This window comes from Aeromonas sp. A04 (genome assembly GCF_047780465.1).
In the GTDB taxonomy this organism is placed as follows: domain Bacteria; phylum Pseudomonadota; class Gammaproteobacteria; order Enterobacterales; family Aeromonadaceae; genus Aeromonas; species Aeromonas bestiarum.
In genome coordinates this window covers 233,829-257,933 of the sequence record NZ_JBLNHP010000004.1, presented here as the reverse complement: position 1 = coordinate 257,933, position 24,105 = coordinate 233,829, and the positions used below count along the sequence as shown (strand labels likewise).

19 protein-coding genes and 9 tRNA genes are annotated in these 24,105 nt (G+C 59.3%); 8 read left to right on the top strand and 20 right to left on the bottom strand.

The features are described from left to right. Positions 1-6: 6 nt before the first annotated feature. The 5 genes from deoA to ACM3N8_RS14770 all read right to left on the bottom strand — a co-directional run bounded on the left by deoA (position 7) and on the right by ACM3N8_RS14770 (position 5,181). Entirely contained in the window at positions 7-1,338 is a 1,332-nt protein-coding gene (gene deoA, locus ACM3N8_RS14790; RefSeq protein WP_416016254.1) for a thymidine phosphorylase, read from the bottom strand. 106 nt (positions 1,339-1,444) lie between these two features. Continuing rightward, positions 1,445-2,218, bottom strand: a complete 774-nt coding sequence (gene deoC / locus ACM3N8_RS14785; protein ID WP_043139795.1) for a deoxyribose-phosphate aldolase — start codon at positions 2,216-2,218, stop codon at positions 1,445-1,447. Between the two features lie 392 nt (positions 2,219-2,610). Continuing rightward, the gene (locus tag ACM3N8_RS14780; RefSeq protein WP_005305103.1) at positions 2,611-2,781 is read right to left on the bottom strand and encodes a XapX domain-containing protein; all 171 of its coding nucleotides are present in this window, start codon (positions 2,779-2,781) and stop codon (positions 2,611-2,613) included. Positions 2,782-2,904: 123 nt separating this feature from the next. Further along, a complete protein-coding gene (locus ACM3N8_RS14775) occupies positions 2,905-4,179 on the bottom strand; it encodes a NupC/NupG family nucleoside CNT transporter (RefSeq protein ID WP_043139798.1) in 1,275 nt (424 codons plus the stop codon). 213 nt (positions 4,180-4,392) lie between these two features. Further along, on the bottom strand, positions 4,393-5,181 hold the full coding sequence (locus ACM3N8_RS14770) for a TatD family hydrolase (RefSeq protein WP_043139800.1): 789 nt from the start codon (positions 5,179-5,181) through the stop codon (positions 4,393-4,395). Positions 5,182-5,221: 40 nt separating this feature from the next. Here ACM3N8_RS14770 and tppF point away from each other — a divergent pair, with 40 nt between their 5' ends. After that, the gene (gene tppF / locus ACM3N8_RS14765) at positions 5,222-5,839 is read left to right on the top strand and encodes a type IVa pilus pseudopilin TppF (RefSeq protein ID WP_241326626.1); all 618 of its coding nucleotides are present in this window, start codon (positions 5,222-5,224) and stop codon (positions 5,837-5,839) included. A gap of 318 nt (positions 5,840-6,157) precedes the next feature. On the opposite strand, the gene rlmD is transcribed toward tppF, so the two are convergent. From rlmD to ACM3N8_RS14750, 3 genes are all read right to left on the bottom strand, one after another. Next, entirely contained in the window at positions 6,158-7,510 is a 1,353-nt protein-coding gene (gene rlmD, locus ACM3N8_RS14760) for a 23S rRNA (uracil(1939)-C(5))-methyltransferase RlmD (RefSeq protein ID WP_043554495.1), read from the bottom strand. Positions 7,511-7,699: 189 nt separating this feature from the next. After that, positions 7,700-9,142 (bottom strand): ammonium transporter, encoded by a 1,443-nt coding sequence (amt, locus tag ACM3N8_RS14755; RefSeq protein WP_290018570.1) that lies wholly within the window; start codon positions 9,140-9,142, stop codon positions 7,700-7,702. Between the two features lie 530 nt (positions 9,143-9,672). Continuing rightward, a tRNA-Leu gene (locus ACM3N8_RS14750) sits at positions 9,673-9,758 on the bottom strand. A 143-nt stretch (positions 9,759-9,901) separates the two neighbouring features. Here ACM3N8_RS14750 and ACM3N8_RS14745 point away from each other — a divergent pair. Next, the gene (locus tag ACM3N8_RS14745; RefSeq protein WP_416016253.1) at positions 9,902-10,423 is read left to right on the top strand and encodes an RDD family protein; all 522 of its coding nucleotides are present in this window, start codon (positions 9,902-9,904) and stop codon (positions 10,421-10,423) included. A gap of 67 nt (positions 10,424-10,490) precedes the next feature. Here ACM3N8_RS14745 and lptG read toward each other — a convergent pair whose 3' ends face one another. Both lptG and lptF read right to left on the bottom strand, forming a co-directional pair. Next, positions 10,491-11,561 (bottom strand): LPS export ABC transporter permease LptG, encoded by a 1,071-nt coding sequence (gene lptG / locus ACM3N8_RS14740; protein ID WP_103473041.1) that lies wholly within the window; start codon positions 11,559-11,561, stop codon positions 10,491-10,493. Positions 11,562-11,702: 141 nt separating this feature from the next. Continuing rightward, a complete protein-coding gene (gene lptF, locus ACM3N8_RS14735) occupies positions 11,703-12,815 on the bottom strand; it encodes an LPS export ABC transporter permease LptF (protein ID WP_043139858.1) in 1,113 nt (370 codons plus the stop codon). Positions 12,816-12,987: 172 nt separating this feature from the next. On the opposite strand from lptF, the gene pepA reads away from it, so the two are divergent. From pepA to pbpG, 6 genes are all read left to right on the top strand, one after another. Next, complete coding sequence (pepA, locus tag ACM3N8_RS14730; RefSeq protein WP_042866538.1) at positions 12,988-14,496, top strand: leucyl aminopeptidase; 1,509 nt, start codon at positions 12,988-12,990, stop codon at positions 14,494-14,496. 163 nt (positions 14,497-14,659) lie between these two features. After that, on the top strand, positions 14,660-15,115 hold the full coding sequence (locus ACM3N8_RS14725; RefSeq protein WP_043139863.1) for a DNA polymerase III subunit chi: 456 nt from the start codon (positions 14,660-14,662) through the stop codon (positions 15,113-15,115). 65 nt (positions 15,116-15,180) lie between these two features. After that, positions 15,181-18,033, top strand: a complete 2,853-nt coding sequence (locus ACM3N8_RS14720; RefSeq protein ID WP_416016252.1) for a valine--tRNA ligase — start codon at positions 15,181-15,183, stop codon at positions 18,031-18,033. A gap of 186 nt (positions 18,034-18,219) precedes the next feature. Continuing rightward, the gene (locus ACM3N8_RS14715) at positions 18,220-19,512 is read left to right on the top strand and encodes a hemolysin family protein (RefSeq protein WP_043139868.1); all 1,293 of its coding nucleotides are present in this window, start codon (positions 18,220-18,222) and stop codon (positions 19,510-19,512) included. Between the two features lie 20 nt (positions 19,513-19,532). Continuing rightward, positions 19,533-20,198 carry a DedA family protein gene (locus ACM3N8_RS14710; protein WP_043139871.1) on the top strand — a complete coding sequence of 222 codons (666 nt, stop codon included), beginning with the start codon at positions 19,533-19,535 and terminating at the stop codon, positions 20,196-20,198. Positions 20,199-20,336: 138 nt separating this feature from the next. Continuing rightward, positions 20,337-21,164, top strand: coding sequence for a D-alanyl-D-alanine endopeptidase (pbpG, locus tag ACM3N8_RS14705; RefSeq protein ID WP_098982142.1), 828 nt, complete (start codon positions 20,337-20,339; stop codon positions 21,162-21,164). A gap of 320 nt (positions 21,165-21,484) precedes the next feature. Here pbpG and ACM3N8_RS14700 read toward each other — a convergent pair. The 10 genes from ACM3N8_RS14700 to ACM3N8_RS14655 all read right to left on the bottom strand — a co-directional run bounded on the left by ACM3N8_RS14700 (position 21,485) and on the right by ACM3N8_RS14655 (position 24,089). Continuing rightward, a tRNA-Arg gene (locus ACM3N8_RS14700) sits at positions 21,485-21,561 on the bottom strand. 25 nt (positions 21,562-21,586) lie between these two features. Further along, positions 21,587-21,663 (bottom strand) — tRNA-Arg (locus ACM3N8_RS14695). 25 nt (positions 21,664-21,688) lie between these two features. Then, positions 21,689-21,765: transfer RNA gene (locus ACM3N8_RS14690), tRNA-Arg, on the bottom strand. 26 nt (positions 21,766-21,791) lie between these two features. Further along, a tRNA-Arg gene (locus ACM3N8_RS14685) sits at positions 21,792-21,868 on the bottom strand. Positions 21,869-21,894: 26 nt separating this feature from the next. After that, a tRNA-Arg gene (locus tag ACM3N8_RS14680) sits at positions 21,895-21,971 on the bottom strand. 26 nt (positions 21,972-21,997) lie between these two features. Next, positions 21,998-22,074, bottom strand: a tRNA-Arg gene (locus ACM3N8_RS14675). 100 nt (positions 22,075-22,174) lie between these two features. Then, a tRNA-Arg gene (locus tag ACM3N8_RS14670) sits at positions 22,175-22,251 on the bottom strand. A 3-nt stretch (positions 22,252-22,254) separates the two neighbouring features. Further along, positions 22,255-22,347 (bottom strand) — tRNA-Ser (locus ACM3N8_RS14665). A gap of 212 nt (positions 22,348-22,559) precedes the next feature. Next, positions 22,560-22,748 carry a carbon storage regulator CsrA gene (csrA, locus tag ACM3N8_RS14660; protein ID WP_005315760.1) on the bottom strand — a complete coding sequence of 63 codons (189 nt, stop codon included), beginning with the start codon at positions 22,746-22,748 and terminating at the stop codon, positions 22,560-22,562. A 93-nt stretch (positions 22,749-22,841) separates the two neighbouring features. Then, positions 22,842-24,089: an aspartate kinase gene (locus ACM3N8_RS14655; RefSeq protein ID WP_378081223.1), complete on the bottom strand. Its 1,248-nt coding sequence runs from the start codon at positions 24,087-24,089 to the stop codon at positions 22,842-22,844. Positions 24,090-24,105: the final 16 nt, after the last annotated feature.

Genomic DNA, 24,105 nt, shown 5'->3' with positions numbered 1-24,105 from the left:
CCCTTGTTACAAATCAGCCAGACCGATGCGACGGTAGACCTCAGGCAGGGCCTGGGGTTGAGTGTCACCGATCTTGACAGCCGCCTGCACCATGCTGGCAGCCTGAGCAAATTGCTCTTCGGTTTGAGCGTGGATCAGGGCAATCGGCTTGTCAGCATCGACGCTCTGGCCCAGGCGGATAAAGTCGGTCAGACCGACGGCGTAATCGAGTTTGTCACCGGCGGCGCGACGCCCCCCCCCCCTGGCGACCACGGCCAGACCCAGCTCCCGGGTATCCATGGCCGTCACGAAGCCGGCATTGGCCGCATACACAGGACGCACAATAGCAGCCTTGGGCAGGTGACTATCATAACGTTCCATGAAGTCGGACGGACCGCCGAGGCCGGTCACCATGCGACCGAAGATCTCGGCCGCCTTGCCGTTGTCGAGCACGGCCTGCAGCTTGCGGCGGGCATCGGCATCGTCGCTGGCCAGATGGGCGGAGATCAGCATCTCGGCGCACAGGCTCATGGTGACTTCGTGGATGCGCGGGTTGCGGTACTCACCTATCAGGTAGCGCACGGCTTCGCGCACTTCCACCCCGTTGCCAGCGCTGGAGGCCAGCACCTGGTTCATGTCGGTCAGCAGGGCCGAGGTGCGACAACCGGCACCGTTGGCCACGGCGACTATGCTCTTGGCCAGCTCCTCAGATGCTTCAAACGTCGGCATAAAGGCACCCGAACCGACTTTCACATCCATCACCAGGGCTTCCAGCCCGGAGGCGAGTTTCTTGGAGAGGATGGAGCCGGTGATCATGGCGATGGATTCGACGGTGGCCGTGATGTCGCGCACCGCATAGATGCGCTTGTCGGCCGGGGCGAGATCACCGGTCTGGCCGATAATGGCGACACCCGCCTCTTTCACCACTTTCAGGAAAAGATCGTTGTCGACCGAGGTCTGGTAGCCGGGGATGGCATCCAGCTTGTCCAGGGTGCCGCCGGTGTGACCCAGGCCACGACCGGAGATCATGGGCACGAAGCCACCGCAGGCGGCGACCATGGGGCCCAGCATCAGGGAGACTACGTCACCCACGCCACCGGTGGAGTGCTTGTCGACGATGGGGCCACCCAGATTGAGGTGATCCCAGTTCAATACCATGCCGGAGTCGCGCATGGCGCAGGTCAGGGCAACCCGCTCATCCATGGTCATGTCTTTGAAGTAGACAGCCATCGCCAGTGCCGCAATCTGGCCCTCGCCTATGGTGTTGTTGGTAATGCCCTGAACGAAGAATTGAATCTCTTGGGTACTGAGCGCTTCACCGTTGCGCTTCTTTCGAATAATTTCTTGAGGCAAAAACATCTTTCATTCCCTCCACCATTGCTGGCGTCACATAAGCCGTTATCCCTGCCCGCGCGCCGTCTGGCGGGGGCATAACAGGGCGAGCCACGCTCGCCCTCTCATCAACTTAGTAACCGCTGGTGTTGGCAGGCTTGTCGCCATGCCCCAGCGTGGCCAGCAGGCTGGCCAACAGGCTGGATGCACCAAAGCGGAAGGTGCGGGCGGATACCCAGTCCTTGCCCAGGATATCTTCTGCCATGGCCAGGTATTGACCGGCCACGGCGGCATCTTTCACGCCACCGGCCGGCTTGAAGCCGACTTTCGGGTTCTTGGCCTTGATCACTTCCATCATGATGCGGGCCGCTTCCGGGGTCGCATTGACCGGCACCTTGCCGGTGGAGGTCTTGATGAAGTCGGCACCGGCGTCGATGGAGATCTCGGAGGCACGACGGATCAGCGCCTCTTCTTTCAGTTCACCTGTCTCGATGATCACTTTCAGCAGCGCTTGCGTGCCGCAGGCTTCCTTACAAGCTTTGACCAGATCGAAGCCAACCTGTTCATTGCCAGCCATGAAGGCGCGGTACGGGAACACCACGTCCACTTCATCGGCACCGTAAGCCACGGCGGCACGGGTCTCGGCCACGGCGATCTCGATGTCGTCGTTGCCATGGGGGAAGTTGGTCACGGTGGCGATGCGCACGTCGGCGGCGCCGATCTCACGCAGTGTCTTGCGCGCTATGGGGATGAAGCGGGGATAGATGCAGACGGCAGCGGTCAGACCGGCCGGAGACTTGGCCTTGCGGCACAGGTCGATGACCTTCTGATCGGTGTCATCATCGTTCAGAGTGGTCAGGTCCATCAGGTTCAGGGCGCGTTGGGCGGCCAGTTTCAGATCAGTCATTCTGTTCTCCAAAGTCTCGATTTAATCCTGCTTCCAGGGGCGAGCGCCTGCTTGTCGCAACGCAACCAGCAAGACACGACTCCCAAGGATACGGGAATGGAATTACAGCGCGCATGCACAGGCAATACGGCTGTAAATAAGGCAAGAGCCCTGTCACTTTCTTACAAAAGTGCGGACTTGGTTCCATGAAGACTTGAGAAAGGCCGACAACTGCTGACCCGACTTCCCAATCAATTCCATTTGACCGCCAACACCCGATTTGATCGGGCATTAGTCAATGCCAGCACCCTGCTGGCAATGCCTATTTCAGCCGAGATACCCCGTGTTTGCAAGCCGGATTTGCCAATTTCAGAGGTACCTCACATCTGGCAAATCCGGTACTGAAAAGTGCGTTAAGAGAAGAAGCGTGTGAGTATCCAGGAGTACGCCAGCCCCCCCAGATAGACCCCGACTATCCCCATTACCCCGGACAGTACGGGTGGGGCCGGGATCGGCAATTTGAGGAAAGAAAACAACAAGCCAACGATAAAGCCGGCCGCCATCGCCAGTAGCACTTCATTCATATAACCTCCGATTTGACTCATTTTATTATTAGTTTAGAAAGGAAAACGGTTGTCACCGCTCCAAACGCGAACGCCACAGCTTTTCGCTGTGGCGTTCGTCTTTACCTGAGTATCAGGCAAATATTACATGGCTGTCAGTGCCAGGAAGAAGCCTGCGATGGTGGCAGACATCAGGTTGGACAGAGAGCCGGCCAGTACGGCCTTCAAACCAAATTTGGCAATGGTGCCGCGACGGTTTGGTGCCATGGAGCCCAGACCACCCAGCAGGATGGCAACGGAGGACAGGTTGGCAAAGCCGCACAGGGCGAAGGAGATGATGGCCTTGGTGTGCTCGGACATGGCCACTCCGTTGATCAGCACTTCATCCTTCAGATAAGGGGCAAAGTTCAGGTAAGCCACGAACTCGTTCACCACCAGCTTCTGGCCGATGAAGGAACCGGCCACCACGGCCTCGCTCCAGGGTACACCGATCAGGAAGGCCAGCGGGGAGAACAACCAGCCCAGCAGCAGTTCCAGGGAGAGCTGCGGATAACCGAACCAGCCACCCACACCGGCGAAGATGCCGTTGATCATGGCGATCAGGCCGATGAAGGCCAGCAGCATGGCACCCACGTTCAGGGCCAGTTGCAGACCGGCGGAGGCACCGGCGGCGGCGGCATCGATCACGTTGGCAGGCTTGTCTTCCAGATCGCCATCGGCATTGTTTTCGTCATAATTGGGGGTCTCGGTTTCCGGTACCAGCAACTTGGCGAACAGCAGACCACCCGGGGCAGCCATGAAGGAGGCGGCGATCAGGTATTCCATCTTGACGCCCATGGAGGCATAACCGGCCAGAACGGAACCGGCGACGGAAGCCAGACCACCACACATGACGGCGAACAGCTCGGAGTCAGTCATCTTGGAGATGAAGGGACGCACCACCAGCGGGGCTTCGGTCTGACCGACGAAGATGTTGGCCGTGGCAGAGAGGGATTCGGTACGGGACGTGCCCAGTACTTTTTGCAGGCCACCACCCAGCAGCTTGATTACCCACTGCATGATGCCCAGATAATAGAGAACCGCGATCAGGGAGGAGAAGAAGATGATGACGGGCAGCACGCGGAAGGCAAAGATAAAGCCGCCGCCGCCGAACACTTCAAACATCTTGTTGCTGACCAGACCACCGAACAGGAATTCGATACCGTTTTGACCATAACCGATGACGCTGGAAACGGCATCGGATACACCCACCAGAATATCTCGGCCAACCGGGACGTACAGCACGAATGCACCCAGTCCAGCTTGAATTGCAAAGGCACCGGCTACGGTGCGAATTTTTATTGCTTTGCGATTACTGGAGAACAGCACCGCGATAAGGATGAGTGTTGCCATCCCTACCAGACCCATAATCAAATTCATTATTAACACTTCCTCTTTAGTAGCACCTTCCAGCTTGTTAACAACTTGTATCTCAAAGCCATCAATCAAGGGTGCGCATTATACTAATTACGGTGCGACAAAGTAGAATGCTGGTCACATTTTATAAGCATGAAATGCGCTAGAGGTCGTCAAATTAGACCGCAAACGATTTTTACTCGCCCCGTTTTTTATCATGATGCTATCAAGAGTTAATCAGGTGTTAATTTCAGAGTGTCCGAGCGGGAAAGTGTGAAAAGTGGATTCATGTAACACCGCGACAACATGACTCAAGGGCTGTTGCCGCAATTCGGCCAAGAGTTGCGCAATCTTCGGCAAGTTGGCGGGGGTATTCGGAATGCCCTGCTGACCCTGCAACGGCATGTCGGGCGCATCGGTTTCCAGCAGCAGAGCCTCCAGCGGCATGTCGCGGATCGCCTCCCGGGTCTTGTTGGCCCGCTCGTAGCTGATGACGCCGCCGATCCCCAGTCTGAATCCAAGCTGCCAGAACACCTCGGCCTGATGCAGAGAGCCGCTGAAGGCGTGGATCACGCCGCCAGAGGCCGGCTTGAAGCGGCGCAAAATTTTGGCAACCGTGTCGTTGGCCCGCACCGAATGGACTATCAGTGGCAGCTCATGCTCCATGGCCAGCCTGATCTGCGCCTCGAACCAGGCCAGCTGCCCCTCCTGCGGCACCTGGCTGCGCAGATCCAGCCCGCACTCCCCGACCGCCACCAGACCAGGGGGCCGGGCAGCCAACAACGCCTGCAATCGCGTCAGTGCACCCTGGGTCTGGGTGCCCACATACCAGGGGTGAATGCCCAGCCCGTAGGTGATCCCCGGGTACTGCTCCGCCAGCGCCATCACGCGAGCCCAGTTTTCCTCTCCCACGGCGGGGATGATATACTCGCCCACCCCCAACTGCCGGCACTCGGCCAGCAACGCCGCCCGGTCTGGATCGAAGACGGGAAAATCGAGATGGCAATGGGTGTCGATCAGTTGCATGTCGCTTTCACCTGTTTGTCGTACTTGATGGGTCTACTCAATAATGAAACGCTCGAACCATGGCTTTACCCTGATAGAACTGGTGATGGTCATCATAGTGCTTGGGGTCCTGGCCGTAACGGCAATGCCCCGCTTTATCAATATCAAGGATGATGCCCTCAAGAGCACGGTTGCCGCCACCGCCGGCAGCTTCGCCAGCGCGGTGCAGCTTGCCCATGCAGGCTGGGCGGTCAAGGCGCAGGGCCAGGCACTCTACAATCTGGGCAGCATGGGTCAACGCAACCTCGACATCAACCGTTATGGCTGGCCCGCCGGTACGGACGAGGATCAGGGCCGCAAGGGGATCAATGAGCCTTACGTTCCGGGTCAGGGAGACTACATCTCGGTCAGCAACCAGTCAGACTGCCGCCTGCTGTTTCAGGGGCTGCTGGACAGCAGCGATATTGTCGCCTCGGTCGATCAGGATCCCGAGATCCAGGTCAAAGCCGACTATCTGTCCAGCGAGCAACCCGGCAACCATATAGATGAAGATGGCGAGCCTCACAGGAACTGCCGCTATACCCTGCGCGACTCCATCGCCCGCTTCCCGGCTTACCCGGATGGATTGAGCTTTGACTACAACAGCGTTACCGGGGCCGTGACGCGCAATTTTGATTGAGTGACGAGGCGTCGCCCTCCGACGCCGGCTCCTCCTGCTCATCTTCGTCATAACGTACCGGCGCGCAGCAGCGCCGGTTCTCCGGGGTGAGTCCCCACTCCTGACACCAGCCATCGTAGCGAGCCAACCAGCGTAGCAAGATACCTTTCATGGTCTGCACCTCATACTGTCACCCCTTCTATTTCCCGCCCCTCTGCCCAAATCCAAGTCCGATACCATGGCTCGGCACCTGAATGACAGACATAAAAAACGACTCCATTTGGAGTCGTTTTTAACAGAGCCATCTGGCTAATTCAATCGCTGTGGCTCGAGTGCCTGTCAGCCCTTGGCAGGCAGGCTCAGGCGGGCGACCGCTTCCACATGCATGGAATGCGGGAACATGTCCACCGGCTGCACTTCATCCAGCACGAAGCCCTGCTTGACCAGCCAGGCGAGATCGCGGGCCAGGGTCTGCGGGTTGCAGGAGACATAGACCAGACGGCGCGGCGCCATGGCGACCAGGGTCTGCAATACCGCCTTGTCACAACCCTTGCGGGGCGGATCCAGCACCACCACGTCGGCGGTCACGCCCTGGGCGTGCAGCTCGGGCATCAGCTGCTCGGCCTTGCCCACGTGGAATTCGGTGTGCTCTATGCCGTTGAGGGCCGCGTTGCGACGGGCGTCGCTGATGGCGCTCTCCACCGATTCTATCCCCACCACCTTGGCGGCCTTGCCAGCCAGGAACAGGGAGATGGTACCGATACCGCAATAGATGTCGAACACAGTCTCGTTGCCGGTCAGCTCGGCATATTCAAGGGCGCTGGAGTAGAGCACATCGGTCTGGGTCGGGTTGTTCTGGAAGAAGGAGAGCGGCGAGATCTCGAACTCGAGTTCATGGATCTTGTCGCGGATCACCCCTTCACCCAGCAGCACCCGGTTGCTCGCACCAAGAATGCGGTTGGTGCGCTCATCGTTGATGTTCTGCACCAGGGTGGTGATGGGCAGATCGCTCAAGCTCGCCAGCAGCTCGGCTTCGAACGGCAGTGTTTCACCCAGGGTCACCAGCACCACCATCAGCTCGCCGCTCTTGAAGCCCTTTCGGGTCATCAGGTTGCGCACGCAGCCGGTGTGATTCACTTCGTCATAGGCGGCGATGTCATGCTCGCGCATCCAGCCACGTACCCGGGCGTTGAGCTCCACATGCAGCGAGTCCTGCACGGCGCAATCGTCCGCTGTGATGAGATCGTGGGAGTGCTTGCGATAAAAACCAATCTCGGCGCCGGCCTCACAACCACGCACCGCATATTGCGCCTTGTTGCGATAGGCGAACGGGCTCTCCATGCCGAGGATGGGGTTGACTGTGGTGTCACCCAGCCCGACCTGTTCCAGTGCGCTCTGCACCAGTGCCTGCTTGAGCTTGAGCTGGGCCGGGTAGGCCAGCGGGCGCACCTGGCAGCCACCGCACTCTGTGTTGGGGCAGAAATCGGCGACCCGATCGGCAGACGGCTGGAGCAGCTCGGTCAGCTTGCCATGCAGATAGTTCGGCTTGACCTCGGTCAGCTCAACCAGCGCCTGCTCACCGGGCAGCAGACCCTCGACAAACAGGGGGCGATCGAACAGGCGTCCCTTGCCATCCCCTTTGTCGGTCAGTTCCAGGATCTCGATCTGGTGTTGATGTCCCACTAACGGCATGAGCGGCTCCAAAGGCGTAGAAAATGATGGGGAAAATGGGGCAAGCCCATTCAAGGGTGGCAGAGTTTAGCGGAGATCCTGTCAAATTGCAGGCATAAAAGCTGGGGCAAGACGCACTTCACTTTTGCAGACATAAAAAAGCCGCCAGCATAACCGGCGGCGATCCTGTCAGCAAGTGACCCAGCGCGGTTACAGGCTATAGGCTTTCTCACCGTGGGTGGTGACATCCAGCCCTTCCCGCTCCGCATCTTCCTTCACTCGCAGGCCGATCAGCAGATCCACCAGCTTGTAGGCTACGACCGAGACGGCCCCGGACCAGAGGATGGTGACCCCGACCCCGATGGCCTGGATCTTGACCTGGGCCAGGATGGAGTAGCCTTCCGCAACCTGGTTGGTGACATAGTCCCACACCCCGGTGCCGCCCAGCTCCGGGCTGGCAAAGACGCCGGTCAGCAGGGCACCGAGAATGCCGCACACACCGTGCACGCCAAACACATCCAGGCTGTCATCGGCTCCCAGCAGGCGCTTGAGGCCGTGAACCCCCCACAAACCGGCCACGCCACTGATGAGACCCATCACCAGGCCACCGCCAACTCCGACGAAACCGGCCGCCGGGGTGATCACCACCAGACCGGAGACGGCGCCGGAGGCCGCACCCAGCAGGGAGGGACGCCCCTTCATCACCCACTCGGCCAAAGTCCAGGAGAGCGCCGCCGCCGCCGGTGCCACCCAGGTGTTGATGAAGGCCAGTGCGGCTATGCCGTTGGCTTCCAGCGCGGAGCCGGCATTGAAACCGAACCAGCCGAACCAGAGCAGGGAGGCCCCTATCATTGTCATGGTGAGACTGTGCGGTGTCATGGGATCACGTCCGTAACCCAGACGCTTGCCTACCAGATAGGCCCCCACCAGACCCGCCACGGCGGCGTTGATATGCACCACTGTGCCGCCCGCAAAATCCAGTGCACCATGCTGGAACAGATAACCGGCCGTCGCCGTCGCGGTCGCCGCCGCCTCGGCCGTGGTATAGGCATCCGGGCCTGCCCAGTACCACACCATGTGGGCCAGCGGTATGTAGGCGAAGGTGAACCAGATCACCGAGAACAGCAGCACGGCGGCGAACTTGATGCGCTCGGCGAAGGCACCCACTATCAGGCCGCAGGTGATGGCCGCAAAGGCCCCCTGGAACACCACGTAGATGAACTCGCTGATGCCGACGCCCTTGCTGAAGGTCGCCGCAATGGAGTCAGGCGTGACCCCCTTGAGCAGCGCCTTGCTGAAGGAGCCGTAGACACTGTTGCCCTCGGTGAAGGCCAGCGAATAACCGTAGAGGATCCACAACACGCAGATGAGCGAGAACAGGGTGAACACCTGCATCAACACGCTCAGCATGTTCTTGCTGCGCACCAGGCCGCCATAGAACAGGGCCAGTCCCGGAATGGACATCAGGATCACCAGTGCCGCCGACAGCAACATCCAGCTGTTGTCCCCCTTGTTGATGGTCACAGCGGCTGCGACTGGCGCCGCGGCCTGCACGACCTCGGCCGATGCGGCCACCACCTCTTCAGCCCAACTGGGGGCGGCCAGCAAGGCGGCAAGCGCCAACAGGCCAGTCATCACGAGTCTCTTGAGCATACAGCCATCTCCTTCCCTGTCGTCCCGGCACCTGTCCGGGTCCATTTCCTGATATGAACATCGAATCCGACAATCCACACAAACTCACACTCAGCACACACTTGCCACTGCCCTGGTCATGCTTCCTTCATCGGGCAGCGTCATGGCGACATGATTGCTTTAAAGCATAAAGCAGGCCAACTCACTAAGTTGATTATAATCAACACCTTAATATCAAGTAGGTTGACCAATGCACCAGATTGGATCACAAGCTGCGCCAACCTGAGCAAGCGCGCACTTCTGCTGTGCAGCGCAACCAGCACGCACCGAAATAGAGCAGATCATAAGCCGGAACAGATTGCAGAGCGGTGACGGACACACAGCCGAATGCGGCAGAAACAAGCCACCCAGCATACGAACGATGAGAGTGCTCATGGACAAAGGGATAAAGGGATAAAGGGATAAAGGGATAAAGAAGGGAACACCAAGCGGAAAGGAGGCAGAAAAACAAAAGGCCATCATTGCTGATGGCCTTTTGTCACTGAATCTGATGGTGCCCGGGGTCGGACTCGAACCGACACGATTATTCATCGGCGGATTTTGAATCCGCTGCGTCTACCGATTTCGCCACCCGGGCAACTGCGAGGGATTATACGAATGGCGCGATGCCATGCAAGGTGTTTTTCGCGTGCGCACACTCGTTTGCTCATTTATTCAACGCCTTGCCGATGCGGGGTCAGTTACATAGAATGCCCGCATCATATTAATGGAATAAGAACGATGGCCAAGCGTAAACCAGTCCAACCCACATCCACCTCTCCCACCGCCCCCCACTACCCTTCGGCGGGCCTGTTGCGCCGACTCGGCGCCCTGCTCTATGACTATCTGGTAGTCATCTCCTTGCTGATCATCGCCGGCTTCATCGGTATGGGGGTGGCACACTTGCTGCTGGCAACCGGCGCCGCCACTCTTCCCGAAGGCAAAGATGCCTCCTGGCTGCTGACCAGCCCGATTTACAGTGCCTGGCTCGCCTTCGTCATCTGTGGTTTTTACACCTGGTTCTGGACCCGTGCCGGTCAGACCATAGGCATGCGCGCCTGGCGCCTGCGCATCCAGAATGCGGATGGCAGCAACATCCGCATCACTCAGGCCCTGATCCGGCTGGCGACGGCGGCCTTCGGCCTCGGCAACCTGATGTGCCTGTTCAACCGCAAGGCACCGCGCGCCTTTCAGGACATCTGGTCCGAATGTGAAGTCGTGGTGCTCGGCAAACAGGAAAATCTGGAGATGCTGAACAAGTAATTGCAGGTCAATGCAGCAACGAAAAAGGGCACCAACAGGTGCCCTTTTTGCATTACCGCACAGCGTATTACTGCTTGCGACTGAGGATATAGAAGGAGATACCGCCAAACAGCAGGCTGGGGGCGATGGCGGCAAGGATAGGCGGCACAGCGTACACCAGGCTGATGGGGCCGAACACCCGATCGCTCACGTAGACGGCAAAGCCGGTCATGATCCCCATCAGCATCCGCGCGCCCATGCTCACCGAACGCAGCGGGCCGAAGATGAAGGAGGAGGCCAGCAGTATCATGGCCACCACCGACAGCGGCGACAGCAGCTTGCGCCACATCTCCAGCTTGTACCGCCCGGCATCCTGCTTGTTGGCATCCAGATAGCCGATGTAGTCGAGCAGCCCGGCCACCGGCAGGTTTTCAGGATCGATACTCACCACTCCCAGCTGCTTGGGGGTGAGCTCAGAGGTCCACTCCATCTGGGCCTGCGTCTCGCTCTGGATCTGCTTGGGATCGTCGAAGCGGGTGACCAGGATCTGCTTGAGCAGCCAGTGGTGCTGTTCAAACACCCCCTCCTGCGCCTGCAGGATATCGATCAACTTGCGCTCCGGGGTGAAGCGATAGAGGGTGATGCCGGTCAGGGCGCCATCGTTGCGCACCCCGTTGATATTGACGAAGTTGTTGCCATCGCGCGCCCAGACTCCGTAAGCCGAGACCGTCAGCCGCCCTTCCGACAGGGCCCCCGCCTTGACGTCATCCGCCATCCGCTTGGCGATGGGCGCCACATACTCACCCATCAGGCCCACCAGTATCATCAAGGGGATGGCCGTCTTGAGTGCCGCCATGACGATGCTGATCTTGGAGCGACCCGCCGCCTGCATCACCACCAGCTCCGAGCTGGTCGCCAGCTGGCCCAGCCCTATGAGCCCGCCCAGCAGGGCAGCCAGCGGGAAGAACTGAACCGCCTCCTTGGGCATGGAGAGCAGGACGTAATAGAGCGCATTGATCATGTCGTAGTTGCCTTCCCCCACGGATCTGAGCTGCTCAACATACTTGATGAGCGCAGCCAGCCCGACCAGGGTCAGTTCGCACAACAGGACCGACATGAAAATAACCCGGCCGATATATCTATCGAGAATGCCAAACATCAGCAGAAACTCCCCGGTTGCAGCATCATGCTGATTTTTTCCTCAAATACAGACGTATAGAGAGGAAGCGACATCAAAATGATCCGGTCGCCATGTCTATCGAGAATGCCAAACATCAGTAGAGACTCCCAGATGGCAACATCATGCCGATTTTCTCTTGAAATAGAGGGTCTTGATCCCGTTCCACCAGCTGGTGCCCTGCAGGTTGAGCGGCAGACCGATCAACAGCAGATAGGCCAGCGGCACCAAGAACATCCCAGGCCAGTGGGGCAGGCGTCCGCTGTCGATGGCCGAGCGCGCCGCGCTGAGCAACAGGAAGTAGGAAAGATAGAGCAAGATGGCCGGCAGCAGCTTGGCGTAACGTCCCTGGCGGGGGTTGACCCTGGCCAGCGGCACCACCAGGAAGGTGAGCACCAGGATGGAGAGCGGCAACGACAGGCGCCACTGCAACTCGGCCATCATGCCGTTGTCCTGCGTTCCCAGCAGCTCCAGAGTCGGCTTGGCGGCCGCCTTGCGGCTGGAGCGCTCCATCTCCTGCTGGCGGATCACCAGGCTGTACTCGTCAAATTCGGAGATCTGGAACTGCTTACTGCTGAAGTGACCCTCGTAACGGGAGCCATCCTTCAGAGTCAGCCACTGCAGGCCGTTCTCATCGACCGTCACCACCCCTTCGGTCGCCACTACCACGGAAGGCGGCTTGCCCTCCTGGGAACGCTGCAGCACGAAGATCTTCTGCAGCCGGGAGCCCTTGTCATTCAGCTCCTGGATGTAGGCAACGAGGCGCCCCTTGTCGAGCTCCATGAAACGGCCGGCCTGCAGGAAGGAGATACCCGGATCGGCCTTGAACTCGTCGATCACCTGATACTCGCGCTCCTTGGCCTGCGGGGCGATCCAGCCGGTATTGAAGGCGGCGACGGCCGCGGTCAGCAAGGCCAGCACCATGGCGCTGCGCATCACGAAGCGGTGGCTGAAGCCCACCGCATGCATCACAGTCATCTCACTTTCGGCATACAGGCGACCGTGAGCAAACAAAATGGCTAAAAACAGGCTGATAGGCAGCATCAACAAGGCCATATTGGGCAGGTTGAGCAGCAACAGGGTGGAGACCAGGCGCGTTGGCACCTCGCCATCGGCGGCATCACCGATGATCTGGATAAATTGTTGGCTGACAAAGATAAGCAGCAGCACGAACAACACTGCCAGCTGGGTTTTCAGGGTTTCCCTGAACAAATATCGGAAAACGATCACAGTCATTCCCAAGTAAACTTGTGTTTTTAGTCGAATGCCTGAAAAATAGGGCCGTATATTGGATTTTTACCAGTTTGAACTGCGGAGCCTATGGCTGTTCGCTCCGCCTCTGATACCCCAACAAGCACCGCATTATTCAATAAAAGGTGCCTTTTGTCTTTAGGATGTAGGAGATTCCATGGAGTTCAGTGTAAAGAGTGGCAGTCCTGAGAAGCAACGCAGTGCCTGCGTCGTGGTCGGCGTATTCGAGCCGCGTCGCCTCTCTCCGGTTGCCGAACAACTGGACAAGATCAGCGATGGCTATATCAGTTCGCTGCTGCGCCGTGGCGACCTGGAAGGGAAACCAGGCCAGATGCTGTTGCTGCATCAAGTACCGGGCGTGCTCAGCGAGCGCGTACTGCTGGTCGGTTGCGGCAAGGAGCGGGAACTCGACGAACGCCAGTACAAGCAGATCATCAACAAGACCATCACCACCCTCAACGAGACGGGTTCCATGGAAGCGGTCTGCTTCCTGACCGAACTGCACGTCAAGGGTCGGGATACCTATTGGAAGGTGCGCCAGGCGGTGGAAACCACCAAGGCAGGCCTCTACAGCTTCGATCAGTTCAAGACCAACAAGGCAGAGCCGCGCCGTCCGCTGCGCAAGCTGGTGTTCAACGTGCCGACGCGTCGGGAACTGACCATTGGTGAGAAAGCCATCTCCCACGGTCTGGCCGTGGCGAAAGGGGTGCGGGTCTGTCGCGACGTGGCCAACATGCCGCCCAACGTCTGCAACCCGGCCTATCTGGCCTCCCAGGCTCGTCGTCTGGCCGATGCCTTCGACAACATCACCACCAAGGTGATCGGTGAGCAGGAGATGGCCGAGCTCGGCATGAACTCCTATCTGGCGGTGGCCCGCGGCTCCGAGAATGAAGCCATGATGGCCATCATCGAATACAAGGGCAACGCCGATGCCAAGCCCATAGTGCTGGTCGGCAAGGGTCTGACCTTCGATTCCGGCGGCATCTCCATCAAGCCGGCCGAAGGCATGGACGAGATGAAGTACGACATGGGTGGCGCCGCCTCCGTGCTCGGCACCATGCACGCCCTGGCCCAGTTGCAGCTGCCCATCAACGTCATAGGCGTGCTGGCCGGTTGCGAGAACATGCCGGGTGGCAACGCCTATCGCCCGGGTGACATCCTCACCTCCATGTCCGGCCAGACCATAGAAGTGCTGAACACGGATGCAGAAGGCCGCCTGGTGCTGTGCGATGCCCTCACCTACGTGGATCGTTACGATCCCGAGACCGTCATCGACGTGGCGACCCTGACCGGTGCCTGCATCATAGCGCTGGGCCACCACACCACGGGTCTGCTGGCCAACCACAATCCGCTGGCCCACGAGCTGCTCAACGCCTCCGAACAGGCCGGCGATCGCGCCTGGCGCCTGCCGCTGTTCGATGAGTATCAGGAACAGCTGGAGAGCCCGTTTGCCGATATGGCCAACATAGGCGGTCGTCCGGCCGGCACCATTACCGCTGCCGCCTTCCTGTCGCGCTTCACCAAGAAGTACAACTGGGCCCACCTGGATATCGCCGGGACCGCCTGGAAGAGTGGCAAGGATAAAGGCTCCACCGGTCGTCCGGTGCCCCTGCTGACCCAGTTCCTGCTCAACCGGGCCGGCGTGGATATCGAAGAGAAGGAGTAACTCCCCTGCCCCTTCCGGTGAATGCATCGGAAGCGCGGGAGTTGCCCAGTACCACAAGGAAGAGGCCCGCCTCTTCCTTGTTTCATTGAGTGCTGGCAGGAAAACACCCCTGCCAACCCTCACTGGCGGTCAATAGTCCGTCACCGCAAACGGGATCAACCTGATGAGCCAAGTGACCTTTTACCTGATGAGCGAGCCGGATGACGCGCAGGCCACCGCCGTCGAGCGGCTCGCCTGCCAGCTCGTAGCCGATGGCTGGAGTGCGGGCCATCTCTACCTGCTGTGCGATGACGAGGCCCAGGCCATGCGCCTGGACGAGCTGTTGTGGCAATTGCCACCTGAGCGTTTCGTGCCGCACCAGCTGCAGGGCGAGAGCGGTCAGGCGCCGGTGGAGATAGGCCATCAGCCGCCGAAGCGGCGCTATGCCCGCCTCATCAATCTGGCCAGACAGACACCTTTGTTTGCAGGACACTTCGCTCAAGTGGTAGATTTTGTCCCCACTGACGAAACGCAAAAGCAGCAAGCCCGCGAGCGCTACAAGCACTATCGCCAGGCAGGCCATGCCCTCGAGATGAGGGATCAGCCCGTCCTTGCCGCACCGGATCCGGCGCAGCCCTGACTGCACCACCCTCGATCCACGACGAATCAACACCAGACTCCATCCATCCAGAATACGGCGAGACCATGGAAAAGACTTTTAATCACAACGCCATCGAACAGGCGCTCTATCAGCACTGGGAAGCCCAGGGTTACTTCAAGCCCCACGGCGACACCAGCAAAGACTCCTTCTGCATCATGATCCCGCCGCCGAACGTCACCGGCAGCCTGCACATGGGTCACGCCTTCCAGCAAACCCTGATGGATACCCTGATCCGCTACAACCGCATGCAGGGCAAGAACACCCTGTGGCAGGCGGGCACAGACCACGCCGGTATCGCCACCCAGATGGTGGTGGAGCGCAAGATCGCCGCCGAAGAGGGCAAGACCCGTCACGACTACGGCCGTGATGCCTTCATCGACAAGATCTGGCAGTGGAAGGAAGAGTCCGGCGGCACCATCACCCGTCAGATGCGTCGTCTGGGCGACTCGGTGGACTGGGAGCGCGAGCGCTTCACCATGGATGAGGGTCTCTCGAGCGCCGTGCAGGAAGTGTTCGTCCGTCTCTACGAAGATGGCCTGATGTACCGCGGCAAGCGTCTGGTGAACTGGGATCCCAAGCTCAACACCGCCATCTCCGATCTGGAAGTGGAAAACCGCGAGATCAAGGGCCACATGTGGCACCTTCGCTACCCGCTGGCCAACGGAGCCAAGACCGCTGAAGGTCAGGATCACCTGATCGTCGCCACCACTCGTCCGGAAACCATGCTGGGCGATACCGCCGTGGCAGTGAACCCGGAAGATCCCCGTTACAAGGCGCTGATCGGCCAGCATATCATGCTGCCGCTGGTGAACCGTCTGATCCCCATAGTCGCCGACGAGCACGCCGACATGGAGAAGGGCACCGGTTGCGTGAAGATTACCCCGGCCCACGACTTCAACGATAACGAAGTGGGCAAGCGCCACAACCTGCCGATGATCAACATCTTCACCCTGGACGCCCACGTGCGCGCCGAGGCCGAAGTGGTCGACACCAACGGCAACCCCAGCACAGCCTACGACGCCGCCCTGCCGAGCGAGTTCGCCGGTATGGAGCGCTTCGCCGCCCGCAAGGCCATCGTGGCCAAGCTGGACGAGCTGGGCCTCTTGGCCGAAATCAAGGATCACGTGCTGCAGCAGCCCTACGGCGATCGCGGTGGCGTGCCCATCGAGCCCATGCTGACCGACCAGTGGTACGTGCGCGTGGCGCCCATGGCCAAGACCGCCATCGAGGCAGTGGAAGATGGCCGCATCCAGTTCGTGCCCAAGCAGTACGAGAACATGTACTTCTCCTGGATGCGCGACATTCAGGACTGGTGCGTCTCCCGTCAGCTGTGGTGGGGTCACCGCATCCCGGCCTGGTATGACGATGCCGGCAATGTCTACGTGGGTCGTGACGAGGCGGAAGTGCGTGCCAAGCACAGCATACCGTCCGTGACCGTGCTGCGTCAGGACGAAGACGTGCTCGACACCTGGTTCAGCTCCGCCCTGTGGACCTTCTCCACCCTGGGCTGGCCGAACAACACAGAGGCGCTCAAGACCTTCCACCCGACCGACGTGCTGATGAGCGGCTTCGACATCATCTTCTTCTGGATCGCCCGGATGATCATGATGACCATGCACTTCATCAAGGACGAAAACGGCCAGCCGCAAGTCCCGTTCAAGACCGTCTACATCACGGGTCTCATCCGTGACGAAGAAGGCCAGAAGATGTCCAAGTCCAAGGGCAACGTGCTGGATCCGCTCGACATGATCGACGGCATCTCGCTGGAAGACCTGATGGAGAAGCGCACCGGCAACATGATGCAGCCGCAGATGGCCGAGAAGATCGGCAAGCGTACCGCCAAGCAGTTCCCGGAAGGGATCGAGGCCCACGGCACCGACGCCCTGCGCTTCACCCTGGCGGCGCTGGCCTCTACAGGTCGTGACATCAACTGGGACATGAAGCGCCTGGATGGCTACAACAACTTCTGCAACAAGCTGTGGAACGCCTCCCGCTACGTACTGATGAACACCGAAGATCAGGATTGTGGCTTTGGCGGTGGTGAGATGGCGTTCAGTCTGGCGGATCGCTGGATCCAGTCCCAGCTGCAAGTTGCCATCCGCGACTTCCGCACCGCGCTCGATACCTACCGCTTCGACATCGCGGCCGGCGTGCTGTACGAGTTTATCTGGAACCAGTTCTGCGACTGGTATCTGGAGCTGACCAAGCCGGTGCTGGGCAAGGGTTCCGAAGCCGAGCAGCGTGCCACCCGTCACACGCTCGTCAGCGTCCTTGAAACCCTGCTGCGTCTGGCGCACCCCATCATCCCCTTCATCACCGAAACCATCTGGAAATCGGTGGCGCCGCTGACCGGTGTGCACGCCGACACCATCATGCTGCAAGCCTTCCCTGAGTTCGATGCCGCCAAGGTAGACGAATCCGCCATGGCGGATCAGGAGTGGGTGAAGGAGTTCATCGTCAGCATTCGCAACATCCGCGCCGAGATGAACGTGGCGCCGAGCGTGGGCCTGAACGTACTGCTGAAATGCGATGCCAAGGACGCCCGCCGCGCCGGTGACAACGAGGCCTTCCTCAAGTCGCTGGCCCGTCTGGAATCCATCCGCGTGCTGGCGGACGGCGAAGTGGCTCCCCTGTCGGTGAAGAAGCTGATCGGTGCCACCGAGCTGATGATCCCGATGGCCGGTCTCATCGACAAGGATGCCGAACTGGCCCGTCTGGCCAAAGAAGTAGCCAAGCTGGTCGGCGAGTGTGGCCGCATCGAAGGCAAGCTCGGCAACGAAGCCTTCGTGGCCAAGGCGCCGGAAGCCGTCATCGCCAAGGAGCGCGAGAAGCTGGAAGAGTATCGCGCCCAGCTGGTGACCCTCGAGACCCAGCAGGCCGAAATCGCCGCCCTGTAAGGCAGTTTCACGCCTGAAAAAGCCCCCTCCAGCAGGGGGCTTTTTGTTGCCATAAATCCCTTCTCACGGCCTTTCTGCGCCCCTCTGTACAAAATTAGCGAGCCAAATCACCTGCTTTCACAAGCGCATCGCCCCCAAATTCATTACACTGCCAGCGATCTTTTCTACTCGGAGTGCTGTTGCAGTATGGAAATATTGATCCTGTTTGGATTGATTTTGCTTAATGGCGTCTTTGCCATGTCGGAAATCGCCATCGTTACCGCACGCAAGGCTCGCCTCAGCAAGATGGCGAGCGAAGGCAGCCGCTCAGCCGCCATTGCCCTCAAACTGAGCGAAGATCCGACCCATTTCCTCTCCGCCGTCCAGATCGGCATCACCAGTATCGGTCTGCTCAACGGTATCTACGGCGAATCCCTGCTGGCCCAACCGCTGGCCCTCTGGCTGCAGGAGTGGGGCATGGCCGCCAAGAGCAGCAGCCTGCTCGCCACCGTGCTGGTCATAGTCGTGGTCACCTACCTCTCCATCGTCGTCGGCGAACTGGTGCCCAAGCGCCTCGGCCAGCTCAGCGCCGAGCGCATCGCCTGTCTGGTGGCCCGCCCCATGCTGTGGCTGGCGGCCATCACCCGCCCCTTCGTCTGGTTGTTGTCAGCCTCCACCAAGGCCAGCCTGCGCATTCTGCGCGTCAGGCAGGATGGCGGGGCCAACGTGACTCAGGAGGAGATCCACGCCATGCTGGTGGAGGGCTCCGAAGCCGGGATCATCGAAGACCACGAACACACTATGTTACGGAATGTGTTCCGGCTCGACGAGCGCAGCCTCTCCTCGCTGATGGTACCACGCAGCGACATCCGCTATCTGGATCTCGCCCTGCCGCTGGAGGTGAACCTGCAACGGCTGGTGGAGTATCGCCACAGCTTCTTCCCGGTTTGCGATGGCAGCCTCTCGGATCTGGTGGGCATACTCAACGTCAACAAGGTGCTGCACGCCTACATCAAGGGGGAGCCCATCGATCTGGCGGCCCTGACCCAGGATGGCAGCCTGTTGCCGGAGACCCTCAATGGCCTGGAGCTGCTCAATCACTTCCGCGCCCACTCCGAGCACATGGTGCTGGTAGTGGACGAATACGGCGAGCTGCAGGGACTGGTCACCCAGCAGGATCTGCTGGAGACGCTGGCGGGTGACTTCCAGCAGGATAACAGCGATGACAACTGGGCCTTCCAGCGCACCGACGGCAGCTGGCTGCTCGACGGCCTCATTCCCCTGCCGGAGTTGAAGGACTGCCTGGGACTGGTTCGGCTACCGGAAGAAGAAAAACATCACTATCACACCCTCGGAGGGCTTATCATGCTGCTCCTTGGCCGTGTTCCTCAGACCGGAGATCTGGTGACTCTGGAGCAGTGGCAACTGGAAATTGTCGACATGGATGGTCTGCGCATCGACAAGGTGCTTGCCATGCCCTTGATCGATCAACCCAGCTAATTTAAGCGGAGCTTGTGAGTATGGAGCAGTTTTACCAACTGGCTCACGCCTTTATGCATCAGGATCTGGCGATGCTGTCGGATCCCAAGATGGCCTTCATGGTCTGCGGCGTGTTGCTAACTTTTCTTGTGCTGGAGAACGGGTTCATCCCCACCGCCTTCCTGCCCGGCGATAGCCTGCTCATCCTGACGGGTGTGCTCATCTATCAGGACGTGCTCCCCCTTGGCATAGTGCCACTGCTGATCCTGGCCACCTTCGTCGGTACCTGGTTCGGCTATATGCAGGGGCGCTTCCTGGGTCATACCCGCATGTACCATCGCCTGATGTCCCACATGGACGACAAGCACAAGGAGAAGGTGTTCTACCTGCTCAACAAGTACGGCATCCTGACCCTGATCACCGCCCGCTACATCGCCTTCGTGCGCACCGTCTATCCCTACATAGTCGGGGCGACCGAGATCCCGCAGGGGCGCTTCCTCATCGTCAATCTGGTCAGCTCCATCATGTGGGTCACCCCGCTGGTGAGCCTGGGTTACTACCTGAGCCACACCAAGCTGGCGGCCCAGTACGAATCACAGTTCCTCAGCATCATTCTCTACCTGCCGCTGGTGCTGCTGGTCGGTGGTGTTGTCGCCCTCATCTGGCGCTGGCTGAGCAAACGCAAAGCCGTCACCCCACGGGATTGAGACAAATGGAAAGGGCCATCGCAGGATGGCCCTTTTTTTATCGAAATAATGGCGAATTACTCTCTGGTGCTCTTGTAAAGCAGGGGTAAAAATGAGTGAATCTAGCGCCTTTTTTTCGACGTGAACGGAGTCGGTAGTATGCGGTGTCGGGTTAGCGCAATGGCGCTGGTATATGCATTGGTTGGACTGCTGGGCTTGCCAGCAGCATTGGCTGCCCCCAACCCGGCCAAACTGCAGTTGCAATCGAGCAGCGCCCTGGTGATGGACGTCAATACGGGCAAGACCCTGTATCAGAAGAATGCCACCCGGGTCCGACCGATCGCCTCGATCACCAAGCTGATGACGGCACTGGTGGTGCTGGATGCTCGCCAGGATCTAAAGCAGACCCTGACCATAGATCAGAATGACAGGGATGCCATCAAGCACACCTATTCCCGGGTGCGCATGGGCACGAAAGTTACACGCCGCGATGCGCTGCACCTGGCACTGATGTCCTCCGAGAACCGGATGGCCTCGGCCCTGGCGCGCCACTATCCCGGTGGACGCCCCGCCTTCGTGCGCGCCATGAACAACAAGGCCAAGCAACTTGGCATGCGCAACAGCCGTTTCTACGACTCCACCGGCCTGTCGACGCGCAACGTCTCCACCGCCCAGGATCTGGCCAGGCTCATCTCTGCCGCCTATCGCCAGCCGCTGATCCGTGAGTTCACCCAGGACACCAACAAGGAGATGCGTTTCAGCACCCCCGCCTACAGCCTGATGTTCAACAACACCAACCCGCTGGTGAAGAACCCGGACTGGGATGTGCGCCTCTCCAAGACGGGTTTCACCGACGAGGCGGGCCGTTGCCTGCTGATGCGCGCCAAGCCGGACAGCCGCGAGCTGGCCATAGTGCTGCTCAACTCGGTGGGCAAGCGCACCCCGATCGGCGATGCCAACCGCATTCGCAAGTGGCTGAAAAGCTGAGTTTCCAACCCGGAATTGAAAAAGGATGCTGCGGCATCCTTTTTTATTGCCCGCAGATCCGCACCTCGTCTCCACCCGCCTCACTATGTGCCGTCAGCGCCCCTCAGGACGCAGCAGGGAGCCGGAACCTACCGGGATTGCTGCCGGGCAAAGGAACGCCGCATGGTGCGATAGAGCAAGGAATTCAGAGGGATAGCGGGAGAAGAACAGAGGAACAAGGGAGGCAATACCTGACGGAGCCCTGCGGCAGCGTATTGACCTTCACCCGCCGGATCCGGCCCATAAAAAAACAGCCCCGACCTGAGTCGAGGCTGTCTATATGGTGCGCCCGGGAGGATTCGAACCTCCGACCACCTGGTTCGTAGCCAGGTACTCTATCCAGCTGAGCTACGGGCGCTCATCAACTTTTGGTACTGCTAAAATGGTGCGCCCGGGAGGATTCGAACCTCCGACCACCTGGTTCGTAGCCAGGTACTCTATCCAGCTGAGCTACGGGCGCTCATCAACTTTTGGTACTGCTAAAATGGTGCGCCCGGGAGGATTCGAACCTCCGACCACCTGGTTCGTAGCCAGGTACTCTATCCAGCTGAGCTACGGGCGCTCACAAACTTTTGGTACTGCTCAAAATGGTGCGCCCGGGAGGATTCGAACCTCCGACCACCTGGTTCGTAGCCAGGTACTCTATCCAGCTGAGCTACGGGCGCTCACAAACTTTTGGTACTGCTCAAAATGGTGCGCCCGGGAGGATTCGAACCTCCGACCACCTGGTTCGTAGCCAGGTACTCTATCCAGCTGAGCTACGGGCGCTCATAAACTTGTATTGTTGCTTTAAATGGTGCGCCCGGGAGGATTCGAACCTCCGACCACCTGGTTCGTAGCCAGGTACTCTATCCAGCTGAGCTACGGGCGCCCTGATTTAAAACGATAAAAAAAGCTTACTTATCAGTAAGCCTTTTCCAAAGTGTCGACTTGCTGATGGTCAACACATGACTCTTGCTTGAGTCGTAATATGGTGCGCCCGGGAGGATTCGAACCTCCGACCACCTGGTTCGTAGCCAGGTACTCTATCCAGCTGAGCTACGGGCGCAAATGGCGGAGAAGGGGGGATTCGAACCCCCGATGCGGGTATAAGCCGCATACTCCCTTAGCAGGGGAGCGCCTTCAGCCTCTCGGCCACCTCTCCGTTTGCGGGGCTGATAATACTTCACAGGGATTTTTAGTCAAACACTTTTTTGGAGAAAAAAGCGTGTTCGCTCAGCATTTGGTCAAAGCGTGGAATATTCAAACAATATCAGTACTTATCCCGCAGTTTAGTGCCTTGCAGGGCGATTTCCGGGGCACGGAAAAACAAAAGGCGACACAGAGGTGTCGCCTTCAAGCAGCTATCGATGCGGCTTAGAAATTCGGTTGGCCCGGAACTTTCTCGGCCTGTATCCGCATGTAGATCTCTTCGCGGTGCACGGAGACCTCTTTCGGTGCGTTCACACCGATACGAACCTGATTGCCTTTAACGCCCAGTACGGTGACAGTCACTTCGTCACCAATCATCAGGGTTTCCCCTACACGACGAGTCAAAATAAGCATTCGCTTGCTCCTGTATCCTGTTTTGTATTTATATCGATATGCGACATTATCTTACAAAGATACCGATATGGTAAATGGTTGAAACTAAATCAATCAGGGATTGTTCCCCAAGGGCTGCTCATGAGGCTCATTATCCAGCCCGAAAGCGGCGTGCAACGCGCGCACCGCCAGCTCCAGGTACTTCTCGTCAATCACCACGGATATTTTGATTTCAGAGGTGGAAATCAACTGCATGTTGATCCCCTCCTCGCCCAATACCTTGAACATGGTGCGGGCGACGCCAGGATGATTCCACATGCCGACGCCGACGATGGACACCTTGGCTATCTCGCCGTTGCCCTGCACGCAGGCGGCCCCCAGCTCGCTGGCAGTCTCCTCCAGCAGGGCACGCGCCCGGCGATAGTCATCGCGATTCACCGTGAAGGTGAAATCGGCGGTGCCATCGCCCAGGGTGTTCTGCACTATCATGTCGACATCAATGTTGGCATCGCTGATCGGATTCAGGATCTGCGCCGCCACCGTGGGCCGGTCCGGCACACCCAGAATAGTCAGGCTCGCCTCGTTGCGATTGAACGCAATCCCGGATACCAGGGGAGCTTCCATCCTCTCACCTCCATATGTGATTAAGGTTCCCTCTCCATCGACAAAGCTCGACAGCACCCTTAGTGGCACGCGGTACTTGCCCGCGAACTCCACCGAACGGATCTGCAACACCTTGGCCCCCAGGCTCGCCATCTCCAGCATCTCCTCGAAGGTGATGGTGGAGAGACGACGGGCCTTGGGCTCGATGCGCGGATCCGTGGTATAGACCCCATCCACATCGGTAAAGATCTGGCATTCATCGGCCTTGATGGCAGCCGCCACCGCCACTGCCGTGGTATCCGACCCACCGCGCCCCAGCGTTGTGATGGCGTTGTGCGCATCACGGCCCTGGAAGCCGGCGATCACCACCACCTTGCCCGCGCCCAGTTCAGCCTGAACCTGCTCGGTGTCTATGTGGCTGATGCGCGCCTTGCCATAGGCGGAGTCGGTATGAATGCGTACCTGATCGCCGGTCATCGAGACTGCGGGACAACCGCGTTTGTTCAACGCGATCGCCAGCAGCGCTATGGTGACCTGCTCACCGGTGGAAACCAGCACATCCATCTCGCGCCGGTTGGCATCCGGATCCAGCTGCTGGGCCATGCTCAGCAACCGGTTGGTTTCGCCCGACATGGCGGAGACAACCACCACCACATCGTGTCCCTGGGCGCGGGTCAGTTGAACCCGCTCAGCCACCGCCTCGATCCGCTCCAGCGTGCCGACCGAGGTGCCGCCGTACTTCTGTACATAGAGTGCCACAGATCACCTCGCCCGA

Bases quoted from the DNA above. Each gene is read 5' to 3' on its own strand.
- ACM3N8_RS14780 (WP_005305103.1), bottom strand. From the start codon at position 2,781: ATGAATGAAGTGCTACTGGCGATGGCGGCCGGCTTTATCGTTGGCTTG.
- ACM3N8_RS14725 (WP_043139863.1), top strand. From the start codon at position 14,660: ATGAGCCAAGTGACCTTTTACCTGATGAGCGAGCCGGATGACGCGCAG.
- deoC (WP_043139795.1), bottom strand. From the start codon at position 2,218: ATGACTGATCTGAAACTGGCCGCCCAACGCGCCCTGAACCTGATGGAC.
- ACM3N8_RS14715 (WP_043139868.1), top strand. From the start codon at position 18,220: ATGGAAATATTGATCCTGTTTGGATTGATTTTGCTTAATGGCGTCTTT.
- deoA (WP_416016254.1), bottom strand. From the start codon at position 1,338: ATGTTTTTGCCTCAAGAAATTATTCGAAAGAAGCGCAACGGTGAAGCG.
- ACM3N8_RS14775 (WP_043139798.1), bottom strand. From the start codon at position 4,179: ATGAATTTGATTATGGGTCTGGTAGGGATGGCAACACTCATCCTTATC.
- ACM3N8_RS14720 (WP_416016252.1), top strand. From the start codon at position 15,181: ATGGAAAAGACTTTTAATCACAACGCCATCGAACAGGCGCTCTATCAG.
- csrA (WP_005315760.1), bottom strand. From the start codon at position 22,748: ATGCTTATTTTGACTCGTCGTGTAGGGGAAACCCTGATGATTGGTGAC.
- lptG (WP_103473041.1), bottom strand. From the start codon at position 11,561: ATGTTTGGCATTCTCGATAGATATATCGGCCGGGTTATTTTCATGTCG.
- amt (WP_290018570.1), bottom strand. From the start codon at position 9,142: ATGCTCAAGAGACTCGTGATGACTGGCCTGTTGGCGCTTGCCGCCTTG.
- rlmD (WP_043554495.1), bottom strand. From the start codon at position 7,510: ATGCCGTTAGTGGGACATCAACACCAGATCGAGATCCTGGAACTGACC.
- pepA (WP_042866538.1), top strand. From the start codon at position 12,988: ATGGAGTTCAGTGTAAAGAGTGGCAGTCCTGAGAAGCAACGCAGTGCC.
- ACM3N8_RS14710 (WP_043139871.1), top strand. From the start codon at position 19,533: ATGGAGCAGTTTTACCAACTGGCTCACGCCTTTATGCATCAGGATCTG.
- ACM3N8_RS14770 (WP_043139800.1), bottom strand. From the start codon at position 5,181: ATGCAACTGATCGACACCCATTGCCATCTCGATTTTCCCGTCTTCGAT.
- pbpG (WP_098982142.1), top strand. From the start codon at position 20,337: ATGCGGTGTCGGGTTAGCGCAATGGCGCTGGTATATGCATTGGTTGGA.
- lptF (WP_043139858.1), bottom strand. From the start codon at position 12,815: ATGACTGTGATCGTTTTCCGATATTTGTTCAGGGAAACCCTGAAAACC.
- ACM3N8_RS14745 (WP_416016253.1), top strand. From the start codon at position 9,902: ATGGCCAAGCGTAAACCAGTCCAACCCACATCCACCTCTCCCACCGCC.